14 protein-coding genes and 1 tRNA gene are annotated in these 25034 nt (G+C 34.9%); 6 read left to right on the top strand and 9 right to left on the bottom strand.

Annotation, left to right across the window (positions count from 1 at the left end; translation table 11 throughout):
• Positions 1-109: 109 nt before the first annotated feature.
• From AC23MC_RS11760 to rpiB, 4 genes are all read right to left on the bottom strand, one after another.
• Entirely contained in the window at positions 110-331 is a 222-nt protein-coding gene (locus AC23MC_RS11760; protein ID WP_487568550.1) for a hypothetical protein, read from the bottom strand.
• 240 nt (positions 332-571) lie between these two features.
• Positions 572-2707, bottom strand: a complete 2136-nt coding sequence (locus AC23MC_RS11755) for a Tex family protein (protein WP_487568549.1) — start codon at positions 2705-2707, stop codon at positions 572-574.
• 51 nt (positions 2708-2758) lie between these two features.
• Positions 2759-3664 carry a cation diffusion facilitator family transporter gene (locus AC23MC_RS11750; protein ID WP_487568548.1) on the bottom strand — a complete coding sequence of 302 codons (906 nt, stop codon included), beginning with the start codon at positions 3662-3664 and terminating at the stop codon, positions 2759-2761.
• 92 nt (positions 3665-3756) lie between these two features.
• Positions 3757-4188 carry a ribose 5-phosphate isomerase B gene (gene rpiB, locus AC23MC_RS11745; RefSeq protein ID WP_487568547.1) on the bottom strand — a complete coding sequence of 144 codons (432 nt, stop codon included), beginning with the start codon at positions 4186-4188 and terminating at the stop codon, positions 3757-3759.
• 57 nt (positions 4189-4245) lie between these two features.
• Here rpiB and AC23MC_RS11740 point away from each other — a divergent pair, with 57 nt between their 5' ends.
• Complete coding sequence (locus tag AC23MC_RS11740; RefSeq protein WP_487568546.1) at positions 4246-4764, top strand: DUF1905 domain-containing protein; 519 nt, start codon at positions 4246-4248, stop codon at positions 4762-4764.
• Positions 4765-4887: 123 nt separating this feature from the next.
• A complete protein-coding gene (locus AC23MC_RS11735) occupies positions 4888-6039 on the top strand; it encodes a lycopene cyclase family protein (protein ID WP_487568545.1) in 1152 nt (383 codons plus the stop codon).
• A gap of 1178 nt (positions 6040-7217) precedes the next feature.
• Here AC23MC_RS11735 and AC23MC_RS11730 read toward each other — a convergent pair.
• Positions 7218-7454, bottom strand: coding sequence for a DUF2007 domain-containing protein (locus AC23MC_RS11730; RefSeq protein WP_487568544.1), 237 nt, complete (start codon positions 7452-7454; stop codon positions 7218-7220).
• Positions 7455-7563: 109 nt separating this feature from the next.
• Here AC23MC_RS11730 and rnr point away from each other — a divergent pair, with 109 nt between their 5' ends.
• The 4 genes from rnr (at position 7564) to AC23MC_RS11710 (ending at position 12024) form a co-directional block, all read left to right on the top strand.
• Positions 7564-9741 (top strand): ribonuclease R, encoded by a 2178-nt coding sequence (rnr, locus tag AC23MC_RS11725; RefSeq protein ID WP_487568543.1) that lies wholly within the window; start codon positions 7564-7566, stop codon positions 9739-9741.
• A gap of 173 nt (positions 9742-9914) precedes the next feature.
• Positions 9915-10583: a head GIN domain-containing protein gene (locus tag AC23MC_RS11720; protein ID WP_487568542.1), complete on the top strand. Its 669-nt coding sequence runs from the start codon at positions 9915-9917 to the stop codon at positions 10581-10583.
• A 95-nt stretch (positions 10584-10678) separates the two neighbouring features.
• Positions 10679-11362, top strand: coding sequence for a LysE family translocator (locus AC23MC_RS11715; RefSeq protein WP_487568541.1), 684 nt, complete (start codon positions 10679-10681; stop codon positions 11360-11362).
• Between the two features lie 5 nt (positions 11363-11367).
• The gene (locus AC23MC_RS11710; RefSeq protein ID WP_487568540.1) at positions 11368-12024 is read left to right on the top strand and encodes a GldM family protein; all 657 of its coding nucleotides are present in this window, start codon (positions 11368-11370) and stop codon (positions 12022-12024) included.
• 152 nt (positions 12025-12176) lie between these two features.
• Here the strand turns inward: AC23MC_RS11710 and AC23MC_RS11705 are convergent.
• From AC23MC_RS11705 to AC23MC_RS11690, 4 genes are all read right to left on the bottom strand, one after another.
• Positions 12177-12247 (bottom strand) — tRNA-Cys (locus AC23MC_RS11705).
• A gap of 170 nt (positions 12248-12417) precedes the next feature.
• On the bottom strand, positions 12418-12777 hold the full coding sequence (gene folB / locus AC23MC_RS11700) for a dihydroneopterin aldolase (RefSeq protein ID WP_487568539.1): 360 nt from the start codon (positions 12775-12777) through the stop codon (positions 12418-12420).
• Positions 12778-12786: 9 nt separating this feature from the next.
• Positions 12787-13725 carry a PorP/SprF family type IX secretion system membrane protein gene (locus AC23MC_RS11695; RefSeq protein WP_487568538.1) on the bottom strand — a complete coding sequence of 313 codons (939 nt, stop codon included), beginning with the start codon at positions 13723-13725 and terminating at the stop codon, positions 12787-12789.
• A 69-nt stretch (positions 13726-13794) separates the two neighbouring features.
• Entirely contained in the window at positions 13795-25029 is an 11235-nt protein-coding gene (locus AC23MC_RS11690; protein ID WP_487568537.1) for a T9SS type B sorting domain-containing protein, read from the bottom strand.
• Positions 25030-25034 lie beyond the last annotated feature (5 nt).

Here is a 25034-nt window from a genome sequence, read left to right as displayed (position 1 = left end):
ATAAAATTAAACAAAAAAATAATGGGGTTTTAAAACCCCATTATTTTTTCTACTTACACAGTTTATGTTATAGTACCGACTTAGCAAATATATATGAAGGTTAATTATTTTATTCTTCTTTTTTAGCTTCCTTTTTGGCTTTAATTTCCGCTTCTTTTTTAGGGTCTACCGCCTTTAAGGGCTGTACTTCGTTTTTAGCTTCTGTTGTTTTTTCCGTTGTTGTTGTGTTTACTTTTTCTGTTTTCTCAACTTTTTTTTCTTCTTTCTTTGTTTCCTGTGCAAAAACAAATACTCCTGACAATAGCATTACGCTTACAATTAACTTTTTCATTTTTCTTGGTTTTAATAGTTTATGGTTGATTAATCCTAAACAATAAAAATGCCGAATAAAAAATAAAATATAATAGCGGTTGAAAGATGGAGAACGAATTATTTTAATTAACTGATTTTAAGTTATTTAATTTTATAAAATATGAAAAGTTGTCTTTTAGATTTAAAAAACAACTTTTTTAATAATGGGTAAAATTAGGTGAAACCTAAAAATCGATTGTATAAAAATTACACGTTTTAGTTATAGAATCATAGTTAACTGAATCCGTTTCCTCACTTCATCCACCTCAACCACTTTTACTTGCACATGTTGATGCAATTTCACCACTTCATTTACATCCGAGACAAAACCTTCTTTTAATTGCGAAATGTGAACTAATCCACTTTCTTTTAATCCAATATCTACAAAACAGCCAAACGCTGTGATGTTGTTCACAATTCCGGGTAAAATCATACCGGTTCGTAAATCGGACATTTTTTTTACATTCGGGTCAAATTCGAAAACCTTTGCTGATTTTCTAGGATCAAGTCCTGGTTTTTCGAGTTCTTTTAAGATGTCTTTTATTCCTAAAATTCCGATGGTTTGGTTGGTATAATTTTCGGGTTTTATCAAGGCTATTTTTTCTTTATTTCCAATTAAATCGGATAATGAAATTTTTAAATCTTTCGCCATTTTTTCCACAATGGAATACGCCTCCGGATGTACTGCTGAATTATCTAGCGGATTTTTTCCGTTTTGAATACGAATAAATGCTGCTGCTTGTTGATAGGCTTTTTCGCCCAATCGCGGTACTTTTTTCAATTGCTTTCGATCTTCAAACGGTCCATTTTCAGAACGGAAGTTGACAATGTTTTCAGCCATTTTTTCGCCAATTCCGGAAACGTAACTCAATAATGATTTACTAGCGGTGTTCAAATTTACACCCACCGAATTCACACAACGAACCACAACGGTGTCCAATTCTTCTTTTAATTTTGTTTGATCGACGTCGTGTTGGTATTGACCAACTCCAATGGACTTAGCATCGATTTTAACCAATTCTGCTAACGGATCCGAAAGTCGCCTTCCGATGGAAACGGAACCACGAACCGTGACATCATAATTTGGAAATTCATCTCGTGCTATTTTTGAGGCAGAATAAACAGATGCTCCGGCTTCAGAAACTACAAAAACCTGAACCGGTTTATCGAAAGCAATTTTTTTGATGAAAAATTCCGTTTCACGACTGGCAGTTCCGTTTCCGATTGAAATTGCTTCAATGTTGTACGCATTAACCATCGAACGAATTTTTTTCATCGCCATTGCATTTTCATTCTGAGGCGGATGTGGATAAATGGTTTCGTTGTATAACAAATCTCCTTTTTCATCCAAACATACCACTTTACAACCCGAACGATAACCCGGATCTATAGCCAAAATTCGCTTTTCACCCAAAGGCGGAGCAAGCAACAACTGACTCAAATTTTGGGCAAAAACATCAATGGCTTTTGTATCGGCTTTGGTTTTAAATTCTTGAAGTGTTTCGTTGGAAATAGCTGGTTCTAACAACCTTTTGTAGCTATCTTTTATGGCTAATTTCAGTTGATATGCCGTTTCTTTGTTGTTTTTAATCGTATTATTTTCGATGAATTCCAGAGCTTCTTCTCCCGAACCTTCGGGATCGATTTCGATATTCATTTTCACAAAACCTTCTGCTTCTGCACGCAACATGGCCAATAATCGGTGTGAAGGTGTTTTTGAAAGTAGTTCTGCCCAATCGAAATATTGATTGAATTTTTGAGCATTTTCATCTTCTTTTTTGGATTTCACCACTTTTGTTGAAACAATCGCTTTTCGTTGAAACAATCGTCGTAAATTTTTTCGGATAAAGCTATTTTCATTTATCCATTCGGCAATAATATCTCTTGCTCCTTGTAATGCTTCGTCTTCATTAGCGACCTTATCGTTCAAATATTTTGAAGCAATGAATTCGATATCATCGCTGTTTTGTGCCATAATAATCTTCGCTAAAGGTTCTAGTCCTTTTTCGCGTGCTGTATCGGCTTTGGTTTTTTTCTTCTTTTTGTAGGGTAAGTAGAAATCTTCTATTTCCTGTAAGTCGAAAGAATTTTCAATTTTTAGTTTTAATTCCGGCGAAAGTTGACCTTGCTCATCAATCGATTTTATAATTGATTCTTTTCGTTTTACGATTTCTTCAAATTGTTTGTTGAGTTTAAAAATTTGCTCAATTTGAACTTCATCTAAATTACCGGTTTGATCTTTTCGGTATCGGGAAATGAAGGGAATCGTGCAGTCTTCTGAAAGAAGTTGTAACGTATTTTCAATTCCTTTAACAGGAAGATGTGTGGCGTTTTGAATATATTGAATTTGATTCATTATAGTTATTTATAGTGGTAAAATGTGATTTCTTTGTTAGTAAAAGTAGAATCAATCCTGCACAATAAAATCCTTCGGATCAACTTTCTGAAATTCCGGTTGAATGTTCACGTGGTTGATGTTGAATTTTTCATAAAGCACTTCTTCAATTTCGTGTAATAAATCGTTGAATTCACTCATTTTAATGTCGGCTGCACAGTCTAAATGAGCTTCCAAATGCAGTTCTTCTTCGTTTAAATGCCAAACGTGAATGTGGTGTAATTTTCCAACTCCTTTGATTTGATGCACTTCTCGAACAATTTCTTTAATGTCAATTGTATCCGGTGTAAACAACATCAGCATTTTGGTAGATTTTATAAATAAATCTGTTCCTACAATGATTAAGTAAACAGCAATCAGCAAAGTCATCACACTATCAACCCAATAAATTTGATAGAATTTCATCAATAAACCTCCGGTTAATACCGCTACAGAAGCCATCATATCAGTGAATAAATGCAAATAAGCCGACTTCATATTCAAATTATGAGCCGCATCTTTACGAAGTAATAAAACCGAAAATCCATTGACGGCAATTCCTAAAAGTGCCAACCAAATCACTAAACTGGATTCAATTGGTTCAGGATGTGCTAATTTAATTATTGCATGATAAATCAATATAAATGCCACAACTATCAATGTGGAGGCATTGATAAACGCAGCAATCAATTCAGCTCTTTTGTAACCAAATGTGTGACTGATGGAAGCTTTTCGTCGAGATAATTTGTGAGCTACCAAACTAAAAATGAGCGAAAGCACATCGGAAAAATTGTGCAAGGCATCGGAAATCAACGCCAAACTTCCGGAAACAATCCCGCCAATCACTTGAGCAATCGTAATCAATGTATTGAGTAAAATCGAATAAATTAAATTATTTCCTCTTACATTATGTTTGTGAATCTTTGGATTGGTGGACATTTAATTTTTTTATTTTTTAAAACCATTAACAAATTAAGTGACATTAAGAAACTAAAACTTAATGAACCTTAATTCCTTAATGGTTTAAATTGTTATGAACAACTTATTTTATTCACTCTATTAGCATGTCTTCCCCCTTCAAAATCGGTTTTCAAAAAGGTTTCTACCATTTCAACCGCTTGCGGAATGGAAGTAAATCGTGCCGGAATACTAATAATATTCGCATCATTATGTTGTCTGGCCAAAGCCGCAATTTCTTTTGTCCAACACAAAGCAGCTCTAATGCCTTGGTGTTTGTTAACAGTCATTGCGATACCGTTTCCGCTGCCGCAAATCACGATGCCTAAATCGGCTTTTTCGGTTTCTACATCGGTGGCAACCGGATGACCAAAATCGGGATAGTCAACGCTATCTGTTGAGTTTGTTCCGTGATTAATGACTTCGTGACCTTGTTTTTCTAAAAATTCAACGATGGCTTTTTTATAATCCGGGCCGGCGTGATCGTTTCCAATAGAGATTTTCATTTTAGTTGTGTTGTTATTTTTATCTTTACAAAAATAATCAAATTCAATCAGGTTAGGATGAAATTTAACGGTCAGGTTTGTTCGTTTGATGATAATGCGTTATATTGGGAATTACACATCCCAATTCCGCCCGCTGTTTTTGAAAAATTGCTGAAAGAAGCAAAAGACAAACGTGTGGTTTGCACGTTAAACGAAAATTTTTCTTTTCATTGTGCGATGTTGCCAAAAGTCACTTTTCATTACATTTTATTGAATAGAGAAATATCTAAAAAACTGAATTTGCATTTGAATGATGATGTGGAAGTGGAATTAGTGAAAGATGAGAGCAAATACGGCATGCCATTATCCGAAGAAATGGAAGAAGTTTTTTTCAGCGATCCCGAAGGAAGCAATTTATTTCATCAACTCACACCCGGAAAACAACGAACGTTGATTCACGTGGTTAATAAATACAAAAGTTCGCAACTGCGGATTGAAAAATCATTCGTTATTTTAGATCATTTGAAGAACCGAAAAGGTGTTTTGGATTTTAAAGGGTTGAATGAGGATTTTAAGAATTTTAAGAATAGATTTTAATAGTTGCCACGAATTTCACTAATTCCACGAATTAATTGAATTTATATAATTCGTGCCAATTCGTGAAATTCGTGGCAAAACAAAACACTATTCGTAGCTTTGTAAAAAAAATTACTGAAATCCGTGTCAAAAAAATACGATTACATCATCCTTGGTTCTGGTTTATCCGGTTTGCTTTCGGCATATCGGATGGCGAATGATCCTTGGTTTGATGATAAATCGATTCTAATAATCGACAAAGAAATTAAAAATCAAAACGACCGAACGTGGTGTTTTTGGGAAGAACCAAATGGCGAATTCGATTCTATCTTATCCAAAACTTGGGAAAAAGCATTTATAGGAAATCAGGATTTTCAACAATCATTTGAAATGAATCCTTATTTGTATAAAATGATTCGAAGTAGTGATTTTTATAAATTAGTGTTCGATAGAATTTCATCCAAATCTAATTTTACATTTATAAATGATGAAATTTTAAATTGGAAAACAATTGGAAATTCGGTTGAAATCACTGGAAAAAATCAAACTTATTTCGGAAGTTTTTTATTAAATAGTTTTTTCGATGTCAATTCTCTTTTCAACCAAAAAAAGTATCCCTATTTAAAACAACATTTCATCGGATGGTTCATCAAAACCAAAGAATCAATTTTTGATGATTCAGAAGTTAAATTCATGGATTTTACGATTGAACAAGATGGAAACACTCGATTTATGTATGTTTTACCAACTTCAAAAACCGAAGCTTTGTTTGAATATACGTTGTTTTCTGAAGATTTATTAGAAAAATCAATTTACGAAAAATCAATTGAAAAATATCTTCAAAATTTAGGAATAACCGATTATGAAATTGTAGAAAAAGAAGCCGGTAACATTCCGATGACTTGTTTTCCTTTTCATAAACAGAATTCGGAACGCGTTTTATTTATAGGAACGGCCGGCGGTTGGACAAAAGCGAGCACTGGTTTTACTTTTTTCAACAGTAAAAAACAATCTGAAAAATTAGTGCAATTTCTAAAAAACAATCAAAACCTCTCAAAATTTCATCAAAAAAATCGTTACTGGTTTTACGATTTAATTTTGTTGGAAGTTTTACATCAAAATAATGAATTGGGAGCTCATCTTTTTGGAACACTTTTTCAAAAAAATTCCATTCAAAATATCTTCAAATTTTTGAACGAAGAAGGCACTATTTTCTCCGATTTAAAAGTAATGTTAACGTTACCAAAATGGATTTTTATTAAGGCTACTTTTCGGGCTTTGTGGAAGTTGGTGTAAACGTTGTCTGTTGTTTGTTTTTAGTCGCAGCTTACCCTCAATCTTGTCATTCCGACGAAGGAGGAATCTCATAATGTGAATGACTTGATGAGATTCCTCCTTCGTCGGAATGACAAAAAACTCAATAAACTCTTTTTAATTAACTTTTCACTAAACCTATGATAATCTTATAATTATCATAAACTAAACGTTAAATCTTTCCATTGTTAACAGTATTTCATAATCGCTTGATAATGAGGTAACATTAAATTAACATAGGTTGTTGATAAATTCGGATAGAATTTTAGAAGTATTTTGAAGAAGTATGGAAATTTTTTCTAATCAAAAATTGAAATGAATAAATCAACTTTTGTTTTGATTTTTTACTTTAAAATTATCAACTTTTTAAAGTCGGTTTTCAACAGTTTTTCACAACAAACTTATTAATATTTTATACCAAAAATTGGATGTTAACAACTGTTAATAAAAACTAAAATTTTCTTCATTTTGAGCATTTTATCTTTTTGTAACCCTGTTAACAAGTCTGTATAACTTACAACAACTTTTAAAATCAAGTTTAATAGATAAAGTTATTGTACAAATGAACACGCTATAATAACCATCATAAATTTTAAATTAATTTAATTTTTCTTTTTGTTGTATTTAATAAATGTTGAAAACTATTTTGATTTCGAGGTAAAAGGTAAAAGGTTTTTAGATTTCTTAAATTTATAAATCTGTGTTCTTTTTTATTTTAAAATAAAAGAAAATAAAAATGAATATATGAGATATATAAATAAAAATTGGATTTAGTGTCATATAGAATGCAGAATTTGTAATAGTTTCTATGAATTGTAGTTTATATTTTTCTGTGTAATTAATAAATAAATATTCCGATAAGTAAAAGCTATAGAAAAATTGTAATAGTTGAATTAAAAAGTAAGTTATGAATAATTTCAAAAGAATTTTTTTTTCAAAATTTAATTTCAATTTTTTTTCAAACCTTTTTACTAATACTAATAGTACTATAAAAAGACTTGAATAACTAACAAGATTTGTCAAATAGAAATTTAAATGATGATCAACTTTTAAAATTAATAGAAAATCGAAAATAACAGCTTCTACTAAATGTTTGAAAGAAGATGCTATTAAAAAAATAAAAATACCGGAACCAATTTGAAATAAATTTTTCATAATTATTATTCTACAACCCGCAAATGACTATCCAAATTATCCAAAATTCCTTTCACAAATTCCACATCATTTCTATGCACTTTCAATTTAATTCCGCCATAAGCAATACTGGCAAAAGGATCAATCGAAACAATCGTTTCATTTTCAAAAAAGTACTGAATACCTTCGTTTTCTAAAATAGATTTTAAAACCGCAATTTCTGTAGGTAAATTAAATACGGCAACGGTTACAAAGTCTTTCATTTTTCAAATTTGCATAAAGATACAAAAGTTATATTTTCAATAAATCTGTATTTCAAATTCTATTTTCTGCTATCTTATTCGTAATTTTCACCTTTATTAGAAAAGAATTATGAGTAAGAAACCCAGAAAATTAGGTAAAAAAAATAAAGATTTTACCGCACAGATATTTAAAATTCTGTCAAAAGAAACCAATAAATCATTCACTTACAAACAGATAGCTGTTATTTTAGAATTAGATGATACTAAAAGCAGAAACGAAATTATCCGCGATTTAAAAATTTTAAAAGCTCAAGATAAAATTCACGAAGTAGAAGTTGGCAAATACCAAATGGTTTCCAAAGCCGAATATTACGAAGGAACCGTCGATATGACTTCCCGAAAAACAGGTTATTTTATTTGTGATGAACTGGAAGACGATGTGTTTATTCCGTTCATCAATTTGAATCATGCATTAGATAATGATAAAGTTAAAGCCTACATCTACAACCGAAGAAGTTCTCGCCGACCCGAAGCGGAAGTGTTAGAAATTTTAGAACGTGCCAAAACTGAATTTGTCGGTGTGATTGACATTCAAAAGAATTTTGCGTTTGTAACAACTGCCAATGCTAAAATGTACACCGATATTTTCATCCCAAAAAATAAAATTGGTGATGCCGAACACGGTGATGTAGTTTTAGTAAAAATGGAAGATTGGCCGGTTAAAGCCGATAGTCCGTTTGGATCAGTCATCAAAGTGTTAGGAAAACCGGGTGAACACAATACAGAAATTCACGGAATTTTAGCCGAATATGGTTTACCGTATGATTTCCCGATTGAAGTAGAAGCATTTGCAAACAAAATTGATACTTCCGTAACGGAAAAAGAAATTGCCAAACGTCGCGATATGCGAAAAGCATTAACGTTTACAATTGATCCAAAAGATGCGAAGGATTTTGATGATGCGTTGTCGTTTGAAAAATTAGACAATGGAAATTATGAAATAGGAATTCACATTGCCGATGTTTCCCATTATTTACAAGAAGGAACGATTTTGGATGACGAAGCCTATAAACGAGCCACATCGGTTTATTTAGTTGATCGTGTTGTTCCGATGCTTCCGGAGGTTTTAAGTAACGACGCGTGTTCTCTGAATCCACACGAGGATAAATTTACGTTCTCGGCAGTTTTTGAAGTTTCTCCAAAAGCAGAAGTGGTTAATCAATGGTTTGGAAGAACCGTGATTTATTCTGATCAGCGTTTTTCGTATGAGGAAGCTCAACACATCATCGAAACTAAAAAAGATATCATTCCGGCAGAAATTTCATTAACCGGAAATGATTATAAAGTCGATGAAAATGTGGTAGAAGCTACTTTAAAATTAGATGAATTAGCTAAAATCCTTCGTCAAAAACGAATGGCAAACGGAGCAATTTCATTTGATAAAGTAGAAGTAAAATTCAATTTAAATGAAAAAGCAGAACCGGTTGGTGTTTTCTTTAAAATATCTAAAGATGCCAATCATTTAATTGAAGAATTTATGTTGTTGGCCAATAGAAAAGTGGCCGAATTTATAGGAAAACAAAAGAAAACATTTGTCTACAGAATTCACGATGAACCGAATGAAGATAAATTAATCAATTTGCAAACGGTAATTTCAAAGTTTGGTTATAAAATCAATTTCAAATCTAAACAAGATATTTCCAAATCATTGAATACATTATTGAATGATGTAGTTGGAAAAAAAGAACAAAATTTAGTTGATACGTTAACCATACGAAGTATGAGTAAAGCAGTTTATTCTACTGAAAACATTGGCCATTATGGATTAGCATTTGATTATTATTCACATTTTACATCGCCCATTCGTCGTTATCCGGATGTGATGGTGCATCGTTTATTGCAATATTATTTGGATGGAGGAAAATCGGTTTCGGCAGAATTGTATGAAGAAAAAAGTGCTCATTCGTCCGATATGGAAAATTTGGCTGCCAAAGCTGAACGAGACAGCATCAAATACATGCAGGTAAAATACATGCAAGATCATAAAGATCAGGAATTTTTGGGTGTAATTTCCGGTGTAACCGAATGGGGAATTTATGTAGAAATCATCGAAAATAAATGCGAAGGAATGGTGCGAATCCGCGAAATTAAAGATGATTATTATGTGTTTGATGAAAAGCAATATGCGTTAGTAGGCGAAGTTTCTAAAAAAATTATACAATTAGGCGACGAAGTATACGTTAAAGTAAAAAATGCCGATTTAGTTAAAAAACAATTGGATTTTCATTTTATAAGAAGAAAAGAATAGTTGTAGAACTACAAAAAGCTTTAAATAATTGAACCATATAAGTCATATAAGTTTTCACATTCTAAAACTTAAATGACTTATATGGTAAAATAATAACATTGTTTTATTCTTACTATTTAAATTTATAAAATGGTATTATTTTTGAGCTAATCAATCATCAAAATCATCACATCATGAAAAAAATCATCTTCCTTTTCATTTTAACAACTTCTCCCCTTTTTGCTCAAACTGTCACCAAAAGTCCGGGCGATTTTACAAACGTAAAAATATTTGACAGAATCTCAGCTCAACTCATTCCATCCAACGAAAATAAAGTGGAAATCAAAGGTTCCAGAGCTGCAGAAGTGGAAGTGATTAATAACAATGGCGATTTAAAAATCCGCATGCCGCTGACCAAATTATTAAAAGGCGAAGTTATTGAAGCCACCGTTTACTACAAAAAATTAGAAGGTGTAGAAGCCAGCGAAGGTTCATATGTAAATTCAGAAAAAACAATAAAAGCAGTCAATTTTGATTTAAATGTGAAAGAAGGAGCAGAAATTAAAATTGCTTTAAATGTACAAAAATGCAACAGCAAAGCATCAACAGGCGGAAAAATAAACATTACCGGAACTACACAAAATCAAGAGGTTATCGTTACTTCCGGAGGTGAAGTAAATGCAAATAAATTTAATTCTAATCAAACCACCGTGAGCATCAATGCGGGAGGAAATGCCAGTATTCACGCCACTGATTATGTGGATGCAAAAGTGAGAGCCGGCGGTTATATTTACATCTACGGAAAACCAAAGCAAATTGATCAAAAAACAGTTTTAGGCGGTTCAATTAAAGAAATGAACTAAGAAATGTGTTAATTTGAATATTAAATTTTAAATTAGCATTTAGAAAGTTTGGGTTGAACTTGAAACCTGAAACTTGAAACCTGAAACAAACATTCATGCTTAACGATATTTTAGCTGCCATTCCGTGGGGAATTCTTTTGGCTTTCACCATTGGTCCCGTGTTTTTTGTACTGATAGAAACCAGTATTACCAAAGGTTTTAAAGCGGCTATGACATTTGATTTTGGCGTTGTTTTTGGCGATTTGGTTTTTATTCTGATTGCTTATTTCAGTACTAATCAATTGCTTGAAAAACTTAAAGACGACCCGAGTTTATTTATTTTTGGTGGTGTAATTATGTTTGTTTTTGGGTTAATTTCCTTTATAAAAGAAAAGAAGAGTAAAAAGAAAAACCTCAACCCGGAATTTGTAGCCGATTCAATCCCGAAAAACAATTATTTAGGACTTTTTTTCAAAGGATTCATACTTAATTTCATCAATATTGGTGTATTAGGTTTTTGGGTGGGAATCATCATCGTCTTTGGTCCGCAAATGAACATGGAAACTGACCGAATTGTGTTGTTTATGACCGTTATTATCATCACTTATTTGATTACCGATGTCGTAAAAATTATTTTAGCCAAACAACTAAAAAATCGATTAACGCCTTATATTATTTATAAAATCAAACGAGTTATCAGTGTAATTTTAATGATTTTCGGGTTCTTTTTAATTATTCAAGGTTTTTTTCCGAAGGAAAAGGAAATGATTAAGGAGAAGTTGGAGAGGATGAAGGATTGATGGTTATGAAAAAATTTCTCCTTATATTATGTTTACTTCTTTGTCAATTTTTACTGGCACAAAATGATACTGCGTCAGTTCCAAAACCAAAAATAGGGGTTGTTTCTGTTGATAAATTGAATGTAGTTTATAGAGGAATTCAAAATCCAATTTCAATTGCTGTACCAAACGCAAAATCATTTACTGTTTCAGGATTAGGGGTAAAAGAAGAAAATGGTAAGTACTATATTGCTCCCGGACAAGGAAATGAGATGGTTGTTACTTTAGATATTATACTAGAAGATGATTCAAAAGTGGTTGAAGAACATGTTTTTAGAATAAAAAATATCCCTCATCTTTTAGCTAAAATAGACAATAGAAATTGTTATGATTGTTATGTTAATATGAATTTAACACAACTTAAAAATGCAACAATTTCAGTTCATTTTGAAGATTTTCTATTTGATTATAATTTTGAAGTAACAAATTTTGTAATTGTTAGACCAAAAAAGCCTGCTATTTTAGTAGACGGTAATACTATTAATGAGGATACTATTAATGAATTAAAGAAATTAAAAAAAGGTGAAATAATAATAATTACTGGAATTCAATATAGAGTTATCCCACAAGAGCATGCAATGTGGCCAAAAGCTAGTTTTATCCAAGTTAGAATTTCTGATTGATTTTTTTAAACTAATTGAAAAAATAGAGCTGCTTTTTAGCAACTCTTTCAGAGTCATCGCCCTCTCGATTGCTATCGGGAGAACCGGAGTAGACGGTTTTGCATTTATGATAGAAACAAAAAAAGCTCCTTTTTCAAGAAGCTTTAATTTAGAGGCATCGCCCGGATTCGAACCGGGGTAGACGGTTTTGCAGACCGGTGCCTAGCCGCTCGGCCACGACGCCTTATAATCGGATGGCAAATGTAAATAAAAAGTTTAAAGTTAAAAAGCTAAACTTCAAAAAACTTTTTTTAAAAGTAAACTTAATCTTAAATTTATGAGATTCCTCATTCTTCGGAATGACAATTTTACGCAGGAAAACCTGTAACCCGCAACTTTTCAACTCGCAACCTTCTAACTCCTATACTCCTCCATCACCACCGTAACCGCTTCCACATCACCACCAATAGGCGGATTCAGTTTAGAAACCGAAACAATTACGCGTGAAACAGCCGGAATTTCGTCAAAAATGCGTTTAATAATACGATGAGCAACGTGTTCTAATAACTTGGAACGAATGGCCATTTCTTCCACCACTACTTTGTTCAGGTGAACATAATCAACCGTATCATGTAACTCATCGGAAATGGCCGACTTTCGCATATCGGTTTTAATTTCCAAATCAATTGAATAATCTGAGCCGATTTTGCTTTCCTCCATCAAACAACCGTGAAACGAAAACGTTCGGATGTTTTGTAATTTAATTGTTCCCATTTGTAGTTTTTAAAAAGTACACGGACAGTTGCTTATACCTTGGAAAATATCTATACCAAGTGTAACCATATGCGTACCCGAATTGTAATTCACCAATTTGTTGAGCGTGATTTGATAGGAATAAGCGAAGTAAAAATTACTTTTCTTTAATCCCAACATCGGTCCAATATTCAAAGGCTCTAACAATTGATCATTTAAAAACCGATAGGAAACACCTGCCCAGTAATAATCATCAAAGTTATAAAAACGCAGCTTCAAATTCAAATCTGTTGTTGATCTTTGATCACTTTCAAAATATTGAAAAAATCCGGAAGGTTCTACTTCAAAATCGCTGTTGGATGAACTTCTCCATTTATAACCTGTAAAAACTTGATAATTACGTAGTTCCAACGGTTCAATATCATTAAAAACATCTAAATTTTTGTTTAATAAATTGGCAACGGTAAAGCTTCCGTAGAAACCATTTTTACGATATAAAAAACCTACATCTACATTGTGATTGGTTAATCTTCTATCGTCGGTAACTGTCATGTCTTGTCCAGTAAAATTTTCAATTTCAATTCGAAACTGATTTAAAGCGTACGAAATTCCAAACGAAACAAATTGTTCTGCATATTTATCAATTACAATATGATGAGCAAAACTCACTTTTGCTCCGGATTGACGCGTATTTCCGTTTTTATCGCTATACAAATACAAGCCAATTCCTGATTGATCGTGAATTCGCATATCGGCAGCAAGCGACATATTTTCGGGTGCATCTTTGATTCCAACCCATTGCGTAAATCCGTTGGCTCTAATTTTTACATTATCACCAATTCCGGCATATACCGGAGAAATCAAAAAAGGATTATCGGCTAAATATTGCGTAAAAGAAGGTAGGTTTAATTCCTGGGCTTTTCCGTTTAGAAAAGCTAGCAAAATGAAAAATGGGGCTATTTTTTTCATGGTTGTAGGTTTTTGGGTTAAACCAACTCCAAACTTGTGGCAATTTGGAGTTGGTATTTTTTAATTTTTTTATCTGTAAAGGGTAACGTTTCCAACAAATTGTCTTCCTCCGTCTAGCGTGATGGTGTACCAATAATCACCGGTAGGTAACAGTGATCCGTTGTAGGTTCCATCCCACTCGCCTTTGTGTCCAAATTGCGTGATAATTCTTCCGTAGCGGTCAAAAACTTCTACTTGTGCCTTTGGGAATCCTTCTAAATTTTCTGGAACCCACGTATCGTTATCACCATCATCATTTGGTGTAAAGAAGTTTGGAATATCAATGTCGATAAACTCAATATAAATCTGAGCTTCGGCAGTACAACCGTTTTCATCTTCTACAACCACCGTGTAGGTTCCGGTAGCTAATATTTGGAAAACATCATTAAATCCGTAGTTCACGCCGTTTAGATAGTAGGTATAAACACCAGTTCCACCGGTTGTTGTTGCTGTAAATTGATTTTGATACGTTTCAGTTAAAGTCAATGCAATCGGAATGTAATTTGAAATGGTAAATCCAACCGTTTCCGAACAACCATCCTCATGAAGAACGGTAACCGAATGATTTCCGTTTGATAAATTAGTAAATACATTTCCGGTTTGATAGGCTCCGCCGTCTAACGAATACGTTACTTCTGACTGAACTTCTTGATTAACTTTAATGGTTACGGTGTTAAAAGCTGAATCGCCGACACAACCATACACAATATCAGCTCCGGGAGAAATAGATATTCCTCCATCAACATCAACGTCCAATGTTGTAACACATCCGTTTGCATCTCTAATATAAATAGTGTACGATCGTCCGCCAGCTAAATTTTCAAACAAAATACGGTTTGGAGTATAATTGTTCTCGTTATTTAAGCTAGTTGAATATGGAGCAGTTCCGCCATTTATATCGATTTCAATCGCACCCACATTGTCACCAGCACATAAATCAGGGAACATGGTTACTAAGGAAACATCTAATGCAGTTGGTTCGTTAATGGTGATGTTTAACTGGGTAGTACAACCAATTTCATCTCTAACAATAACTGTGTAATTTCCGGCTGGTAAATTGGTAAATGTTTGGTTTGAACCAAAAACAGTTAAGTTTGGAGAAACAGCAAATTCTAATTGTCCGCTGCCACCAAAGGCTGAAACTTGGAATGAACCGGTTGATTCACCATGACAAGTTACATCTACTTGAGTAAATACAGCTTGAACTGGAGTTGACGGTGTGATTGTAAATTGAACTTGTTGTTCACATCCATTTGAATGTCTCACTCTGATGGTATGGTTTCCAACTGCAACATTGTTGAAAGTTGCTGATGTTTGGAAAGCTCCGCCGTCTAATGAGTAAGTTACATCATTTTCAACCGCTGAATTTACACTTACTGTGACTGCATTTCCAACCACATTTCCTGTACAAACATACGTTACATCAACACTTGGAGCGATAGTTACTGCAGCATCTAATGTTACCGGTAATGATGAAATACAACCATTCGCATCTTGAATGAAAATGGTATAAGTTTGTCCACCAGTTAAATTAGAATAGGTAAATTGATTCGCAACAAAATTATTTTGGTTATTCAAACTTGTTGAGTACGGAGCAACGCCACCATTTACAGCAATTGTGATGCTTGCGTTACCATCATTTGTACATAATTCTTGCACTAAAGCAGAAACACTTGAAGTCACAACAGTTGGTTCGGTAATGACAACTTGTTGCGTTACACTACATCCAATTCCATCTCGAACGATAATATCATATGTTCCGGCAGCTAAGTTCGCAAACACATTGTTTGTTGTAAATGTGGTTAAGTTAGGTGAAATTGCATATTCAATTGTTCCGGTTCCACCTATTACGTCGATGGTTACGCTTCCGGTTGAATCTCCGTTACAAAGTACGTTTTGAACACTTGATAAAGTTGCACTCAACGGCTGATTATCTTCGATATTCACATCAACTGTTTTAGTACAACCATTGGTGTGTTGAACTGAAATAGTATGGTTTCCTGCAGGAACATTCAAAAACACATTTGAAGCTTGATACGTTCCACCATCTAAAGCATATTGAACATTTCCGACAGCTGATGGATTGACAGAAACGGTTACGATGTTACCCGGCACATTTCCTGTACAATTATAAACAACTGATTCAATGGCTGGGATTACTTCTACCGGAGCATTTAAGAAGATATACGCAATTGTTTCACAACCATTGGCATCTTTGACGAAGATGAAATAATCGGTTCCGCCTTCTAATCCTGAGAACGATAATTGTCCTTCAACAAAAGCACTTGGATCTTGGTTGTTCAAACTGGTTGAATACGGAGCTGTTCCGCCAGTGATTAGAACGGTAAACGAACCGTCATTATCACCTAAACACAAGTTTTGAACTACTGATGTTAAATCAACATCTGCAACTAATGGAGCAGGTTCTGTGATTTCTATATCCAATAAAATAAAACAGCCGTTTTGATCTTGAACGATAATATCATAATTACCCGGAGCTAAATTGTTGAATGTTCCGGTGTTGAAAAATTGATTCAAGTTAGGCGAAATCGCATATTGAACTGTTCCTGTTCCTCCAGTGGTTTGGATGGCAATACTTCCGTTTTCACCACCATTACATAAAACATTATTGACAGTTAAGTTTGAAATCATCAATTCTTGCGGATCAGTGATTTGGATAACTGATGAAACTGCATTACAATCTACACTATCCACCTCAACTATATAATTTCCGGATGGAAGGTTAGTAAACATTCCGCTACTTTGTGGACCTGCAATTACGTTATTCACACCATCTAAAAGTGTGTAACTGTAATTTCCTAAACCACCTGTTGTGTTAGCAATAATGGTTGCAGTACTTTCACCAAAACAGTTGATATTGGCACTATTCAGATTCAAATTCAATTCTAAATCAGGAATAGTTTCTATCGTAATTTGATTCGATTGCACCACAGTACAATTGTTTGCATCTCTCACAAAAAACTGATACGTTCCAGGGCCAACATTGTAAACCGTTGTGTTGGTAAAAGTGATTCCGTCTGTACTGTATTGATACGGAGCTGTTCCACCTGAAGCAGAAACAGTGATTACTGCATCATTTGTACAAGTTAATGAACTTGTTAACGTTAATGAAGCAATAACACTTGTTGGTTCAGTTATGGTAATGATGTTAGTTGTAAAATCACAATTCCATCCGTCGGTGATGGTGATACTGTAAATTCCGGCACCTAATCCATCAAAAGTTGGACTCGTTTGTCCTCCTGAACTAGTTACAATTGTTGTTCCGGTTGAATCATACGTATTCAAAATGTATTGATACGTTCCTTGTCCTCCGATTACATTTGCTGCTGTTACAGAAGCATTCGTATCACCATTACAAAGTAAATTTGTGTTGGTAGAAGTAAGATTTGCTGAAATTAAACTCGGTTGAACCAAAATAACAATTGAACTTACCAAACACCCTCCGGCATCTTGCACAGAAACAGTATAATTTCCGGCAGCTAACCCTGTAAATAAGGAATTGGCCCCAAAAGGTTGAACAGTTGTTGAAGTCATGTTGTTAACCAATTCATATTGATACGTTCCCCATCCGCCGGTTGCATTGGCAAAAATTTCACCTAAGTTATTTGTACACGTTACATTTGCCGTTTCATTCGCAGTTAAAACCAATGGCTCACTTGGCGAAAAAACTACTGCAAAGTTGGATGTAGCTGTACAGAAAGGTGTTTCAGTTGCCGTTACAACCACTTGATAATTTCCACCTGATAATCCAGAAACGATAAATGGATTTATGGCAGTATTTCCGCTTCCGGAAGCAACCGTATTTCCTTGAATGTCAATTACATCATAGGTTACATTTCCAACATAACCTAAAATATTCACGGTGATTGTTCCATCTGTATCGCCAAAACAAGTTACACCAGATGAGTTGATTATAGTTGCTTCGATGGTATCAAAAGGTGCAATTTCGTAAGGAGCTGTTATAAAATAACAATCTGTTACATTATCTGTTACTTGGAAAGTATAGGTTCCTGGCTCAGTTAATGTAAAATTGGCACTGAAAACACCACTTCCCGATGTGATAGCAGGCTGACTTCCTAGAGGTAATAATTCAAAAGTGAAATCTCCGGATCCTCCGGTTACATTAATTTGAACGGTTCCGTCATTCGTACACGTTAAATTCGTTACCGTTGTTGCAGTAACGGCAGTAATGGTTGGTAGCGGATTAATGTTCACAACAGTTGTCGCCAAACAATTATTTGCATCACGAACAGTAACAGTAATGTTTTGAACACTTCCATTATCTACAATTGTAAATGTGTTGGATGCGAAGAAATTCGTTCCGTTAATGCTGTAAACATAAGGAGCTGTTCCAAAATTGGCTGTGGCTGTAATGGTTGATGTTTGAACCACATTGGAAGCATCACAAGCAAAATCGGTAGCCGTTGCAGCAACTGTTAATAAAGCCGGTTCATCAATTACAATGATTTCTTGTAACGAACAATCTCTGGCAGAAGTCACAGTAATCGTATAATTTCCAGCCGCTAATCCTGTGAAAACACCATTGCTTTGAGAAATTGGAGCATTTACACCATCTGTTAAAACATATGTATAAATCGGATTATCGTTGGATGCCGGTAAAGTCACGGTAATACTTCCGTCATTTCCGCCATTACAACTTACATCATTATGAACAGTAGTAAAAGTTACAGGAGTTGCAGGCTCTAATTCAATTGGAGCTTGAGCCGAACAGCCTGTGGTTGTATCATTTATTACCACCACATAATTCCCTGAAGCCAATCCGTTGAATACCGGAGAAGCTTGAGCAGCAACAATTACACCACCTACATTGTTTTGTAATTCGTATGTAAAAGTTCCACTTCCGCCGAAAGGAGTTACCGTAATAATTCCATCGTTATTAGCACAAGAAGTTTGAGCAGTTAAAGACGGGGTTAAATTCAAAGGAGCAGGAATAGTAAGGTTTACGGTATGAATACATCCGTTAAAATCTCTCACTCTAATTGAATAATTTCCTGAATTTAAATTAGTATAAGTAAATGTTGGAACTGTTTGAGCTTGGAAGGTTCCGCCGTTTAAACTAAATGTATAAGGAGCAATTCCGGCAGTTGTTAACGTTACTTCAATGGTGAAATCGCCTTGAACAGCTGTACATAAATTAGTTACAGTAGCTGAAATTTGCGGAGAAGGATCTGTTGGCACAAAAACAGGTGCTGATTGAATACATCCGTTGGCATCTCGAATATAAACTACATAATTTCCGCCTTCAACATTGAATACATTGGTTGCACTTCCCGCCCACGTGGCAACAGTTGGAGCAGGATCACCGGCAACTACCAATTGATATTGATAAGGAGCTGTTCCAAATTGGCCTGTTGCAGTAATTCGTCCTCTGTTATTTAAACAGTTGTCGTTTCTGGTAACATTCGCAGTTACTTGCAATAAATTAGTTGATTGAGAGATGGTAAACGGTACTGATGCACTACTACATCCGGTTAATGTTCCGCCATTTTCAGTAAATAAAATGTAATAAATTCCGGGAGCTAATGGGCCAAGATTTGTTACAGAAATTGGTCCACCAAGTGGTGACGATGTTCCGGTAATTCCGGTAGAAATATTCGATTGAGAATTAAATACTTCGTAGGATACACTCGTCGCCGTAGCATCATAATTATCAAATGTAAAATTCACAAAACCATCATTGCTTCCGGTACAGCTCACATTTCCAACCACATCTAACACAGAAGTTAAATTGGATGGGGTGTTGATTGGTGTATCAGCAGTTTTAAAATAATAACAATCGGTTACTAAATCGTGCACTACAAACGTGTATGTTACACCCGGAACTAATCCTGTAAAAGTAGAAGTTTCCGGAGTTCCAACATCTGACGGTTGATAGTTTGTTGAATAAGGTAAAACATTCGTTTCTAAAATAGCAAATTCATACGAACCACTACTTACTGCAGAAGTTACTGTAATGACAGCTATTCCACCGTTCACACAATCAGAAGTTGAAGTAGAAACATCAATAATCAAATCACTCGGAGGTGAAGCAATGATGATATTATCAACTAGTAAAACACATCCGTTGGCATCAATAACTTCCACATTATAAATTCCGAAACTTAAAATTTGGAATGAATGATTTTCATTGGTTACCGGAGTATAAGAATCTATAAATCCGAAATTATTATTTAAAATATAAGTATACGGAGCTGTTCCACCGGCTACACCTTGCACGATTATTTCACCATAAGAAGTACCACCCGGATTGTTACACGTAATATCTACTGTTGATATTGTGAAAACAATCGGATTAGGCTCAGTCAATGTAATAGATGCTGTATCGGTACACGAATTAGCATCAGTTAATGTAATTTGATAATTTCCGGCCGTTAATCCCGACGTTTGAGTTCCGTAATTTACACCGGTTGTGGTATTAATTACTTCTAAAACAAAAGGAGCCAAACCAACCGCATTATTGGTATTGATTTGAATTTCTCCTTCATTTCCTCCGTGACATAAAATCCCTTGTAATTCTACAACTGATATAATTTCAGGTAATGTCAACGGTTCAACAGTAATAGTTTGACTTGTAAAAGTACAGCCTTGTGCGTCGGTTATCAAAAATTGATAATTTCCGGCATTGGCAGTAGAATATACAAAGTTAGTTCCAACCACATTCGTGGATGATCCAAAAGCTCCACCGTTGAAAGAAACTTGATAGGTAAACGGAGCTAATCCACCAGCGATTGCAGCTGAAATTTGAGCATTTGGAGATGCTGTACAATCCAAACCTTTGGTTAACGATAAATCGCCTGTTAATTCAGGTTGAATAGTTTGTGAAACAATGGAGGTACATCCATTCGAATCCGTAACAATTACCGTATAACTTCCCGGAGTTAAATTGGCAAATGTGTTTGAATTTTGTGATGGATTTCCATTGATACTGAAGGTATAAGGAACTACACCACCCGTCACTGCAATTACTAATGTAGCCCCATTAGCGTCAAAACATAAATCGGATGACGATGCAATTACAGCAACAGGATTTGTTGGCGTAGTTAGGTTGAATGTGTTGCTCACAACACAACCATTTATATCATTAACCGAAATTGTATAAGTTCCGGCTTGTGTTAAATTTGTAAACGTAGCATTTGATTGCGGCCCAAGAACAGTTCCGTTAGGTTGAGTTAATTGGTATTGATAACTTCCCCATCCGCCGGTAGCAGTAATAATTACACTTCCGTTTGAATTACAACTGATCTGATTGGCAACAAATGTGAAAGCCAACGCACTACTTGGTGCTTCAACAATAGCAGTTGCTGTGTCTGTACAATTAGTAACGGTATCTGTTATCGTTATCGTATAAGTTGAAGCAGTTAAACCTGTTAGCGAAATAGTCGATAAATTTGAATTGTTTGCTGATGCAACAACCGCATTTGCACTATTTACGATTTGATAATTATATGGATTTGAATTGGTTACTGTAAAAGTAACAGCTCCATTTGAAGCTCCAAAACAAACCACATTGCTAATCGTTTGACCAATTACATCAATAATTGGTAACGGGTTGATGGTGTAAGTTTCTTGATACGTACAACCATTACTATCAGTTACTTCAAACGTGTATGTTCCGGCAGTTAATCCAGCAAAAACAGGATTAGTCCCGTTGTTCACAATTTGTCCGGCTGGAGCAATAATTTGATAAGTAAACGGAGCTGTTCCGCCAACTGTTGAAACTGTAACCGTTGCATTTTGTGCCGGGCACTTTAAAGCAGTTGCACTGAAAGTTAAATCCGTTAATTGGTTTGGTGCAACTAAGGAAATGGTATTGGTTGTAAAAATACATCCATTCGCATCTTGAATATAGATGGTGTAATTTCCTGATGTTAAACCTGCAAATTCCGAAGAAGAAACAAAGTTCACACCATCAATACCAAATAGATATGGAGCAGTTCCACCTGTGATACTTCCCGGCACAATGTTAATAGTTCCCGCATTGGTAATACAAGTATAATTTTCGGTAATTTCAGCAACACCAGTCATTGGCGTTGGTTCAGTAATTGTGAAATCGGTAGAAAAATCACAAACGGTACTTCCTTGAGTTTGAATCATCACAACCGTATAATCTCCCGCTGGTAAATTGTTGAAAATACCGGAATTATTGGTGCTGATGATGTTTCCGTTTTCATCAAGTAATTGATACGTTACTTGAAAACCATTCGTGTTTGTAACGGTGTAAGTGATTATACCATTTGATCCTCCATTACATAAAACATTTTGAGTTGAAGTTGTAAAAACAACATCTGGAGTTATCGTAATCGTTACCGGATTTGAAGTAGCACTACAGTTATTAGAATCTACAACGATAAAAGCATATGTTCCCGGAGTGGTAATTATAAATGTATTTTCCGGCTGAAAATCGCCAGAAGTTGGGTTTTGATCTACACCATCAATTGTACCAATAGCATACGAATACGGAGGGTTTCCACCTGAACCAATTACTGTAATTTCACCATCGTTACAACCAATACTTTGTGTAACGGTAGCTACTACGGCCAAATTATTTTGGTCTTCAATTGTAACAGTTCCGGTAAATGAACAACCATCTTCTGTAATAACTGTAACCGTATAAGTTCCCGGATTTAAGTTATTGAAGGTATAATCGTTATCAACAACCCATCCACTTGTTGCAGAAATTGGATTGGTAATACTAAATTGATATTGCGGCTGTGCTCCAGTTGCTTGCACACGAATACTTCCAAAACCATTACAATTAGTGTTTTGTGGAATCAAATTTACTTGAAAATTATTTTGTTGAATTCCGATGTTTGGTAATTCAAATACACATCCGTCTGTCACACCAATTTGTGTAACTTGAACCGTATAAACTCCCGCATCTGAAATAGTAAACACAGGATTATTTTGGTAAGGAACTAAAATGTTTCCGGTCATCTGATCAATCAATTGAAATTGATAATCCGACGGAAGATTAGTAATCGTGATGCTTCCCGGCGTATTGCAAAGTATGTTAGTTGTTACATATTGAATGTCTAATAAATTCGTATACACATTAAAATAAAAACGTGTAAAACATCCATCTTGATAATTAATCGTCAAGCGATATTGTCCGGCCGTGGTTACATTAAAGTTGGCACCTGTTCCTACTTGATTCCACGAACAAGCCGGATTATTATTGGCACACGTATCAATGCCAACCGGAGGGCAACTGGCTTCATTCAATACTTCCCAAACAATACTGGTTGCATCGCTGATTCCGGTTTGAATGAGCTGACTATCGTTCGTTCCACACAAGAAAATATAAGGCAATTGTTCTCCATTATTTGGACAAATTACTACCTCATCGGCAAAAGGAATTACCGGGTTGGTTTGTGTTGCTCCAAATAATAACACATTAAAAGTTTGAGTGATTCCGATACACGGAGGAGTTGCGGTATTTACCACAGTATAAGTTCCCACGTTGGAAACAGTAATTGTTTGTGTATTTCCGATTACTTCATTGGCACTATTGTACCAAGTATACGTTTCATAACCATTTGCTGCGGTAAGTGTAATATCTGTTCCACACAAATAGGCTTCGTTTTCAAAAATACAATCATCGATATCGACCAAGAAATTCGCCGGACCCGGTTGACCAAATCCACAACTGTCCAGTCCGGCAAAACTTGGGTCATTTGATATCCAATTGTTATTTAAAACGCCTCGGTAGGTTGTATAAGCTTGATTCTGAATTAAATTTGAACAAGCATCTTCCAATTCACTACACGTTGTTGCCACTTGCACACGAATGCGAATGGTATAAACAGGATCACCTATTTCTACTAAATTATTAGGTAAAGTAAAAACCAATTCATCAAAAGCAGGATCGTGTGTGAAAGTCACCCCAGGAGCTCCACTTAAATCTACTGATATAAAACTGGTATTGATTGGTAAAATGTCACGAATGGTTGTGTTGGTCGCATCATCATTACCCACATTTTGAAATGTAACAACATAATCTAAGAATTGCCCTAGGTTAACATCAGCCCCACCGATGTCGTTTCCTGCTAAATCTTCGACAGTTTTTACTAATTTAATATCCGGTTCTATGACTTCAATATTAAATGCATTGAAGAACATAAAGTAAGTGTCTTGTGTTGAGGTAATTCGCAATGTTGCTCCTGTTTCATTATTCGGAATTACACTGTTAAGCGGATTAGCTACTGTAATAATATCTCCATCGTATCCCAATGTATTTAAACTGTTTGGAACTCTATCTACAAAGTCGGTGTTATTCAGTGTTAATCGACTATTAAAAAAATTGTTGGTTACATTTAATGTATTTCCCAACGCGGTAAAAGTTGCGTTTGAGTCAGCTCTAAATAACAACTGATCTCCCGTAATTCTATTATCGCCTTCTAAAGCTGCTGATGCTAATTTTGCTCTTACCGGAAACGGCGGTGGCAAAGTTGTAAATCCGGAGTAAGAAATATCCGTTTGACCAATTGTTGCACGCACTCCTGCGAAACCATCATAAGCAGTAATAAATTTTCCGGTCATCGTTGGATTTTCATACACAAAGAAAATTGTCCATCCACCGGAAACTCCTCCTCCATTAATTTGTCCTTGCGTAGCTCTGATGTTTGCTACTGTATATTCTCCTTCCGGATTGGCTAAACCTGTTACTAATGAAGTAATATCTGCAAAACAAGAATACGGACTATTTGCAATAAAATCGGGATTTGTAAATCCGTCAAAAATTAATTGTCCGGTGATGTTTTGATAAGCTCCTCCCGGCAATTTTAATCGCACTTGGTTAAAATCATTTTCACGCACATTATCACCATCTCCCGGAGAAGTGGAATAACCGTTGTTAAAACGATAAGTTGCCGACCAATATAATCCGGCATACACAATTTTGTTACATCCGCTAGCAGGCAAAAGTAATGATGCACTACTTGAACTGAACGTACTTGGATCACCATCAATATCAATGTATCGCATATCGAGGTTATCATTGTATTCCGATGAATTTCCAACCGTATTATACGGATCATTTGGCGTGTTGGAATTGGTTTGTCTGTTCACAATTCCGTTTGAAATCAACGTCATATCTCCTTTTAAATTTCGTTCATAGCGAACCGTAAAAGGAACGGGAACCTGGGCATAGGCTACCAAGTTAATTAGCAAAAAACAACCGAGTAGGAAGATTGTTTTTAATTGTGGTATTTGGGGCGTTTTCATTTTGG

It is taken from the genome of Flavobacterium sp. T50_26, from assembly GCF_057652995.1.
This window is presented reverse-complemented; position numbering and strand designations above follow the sequence as displayed.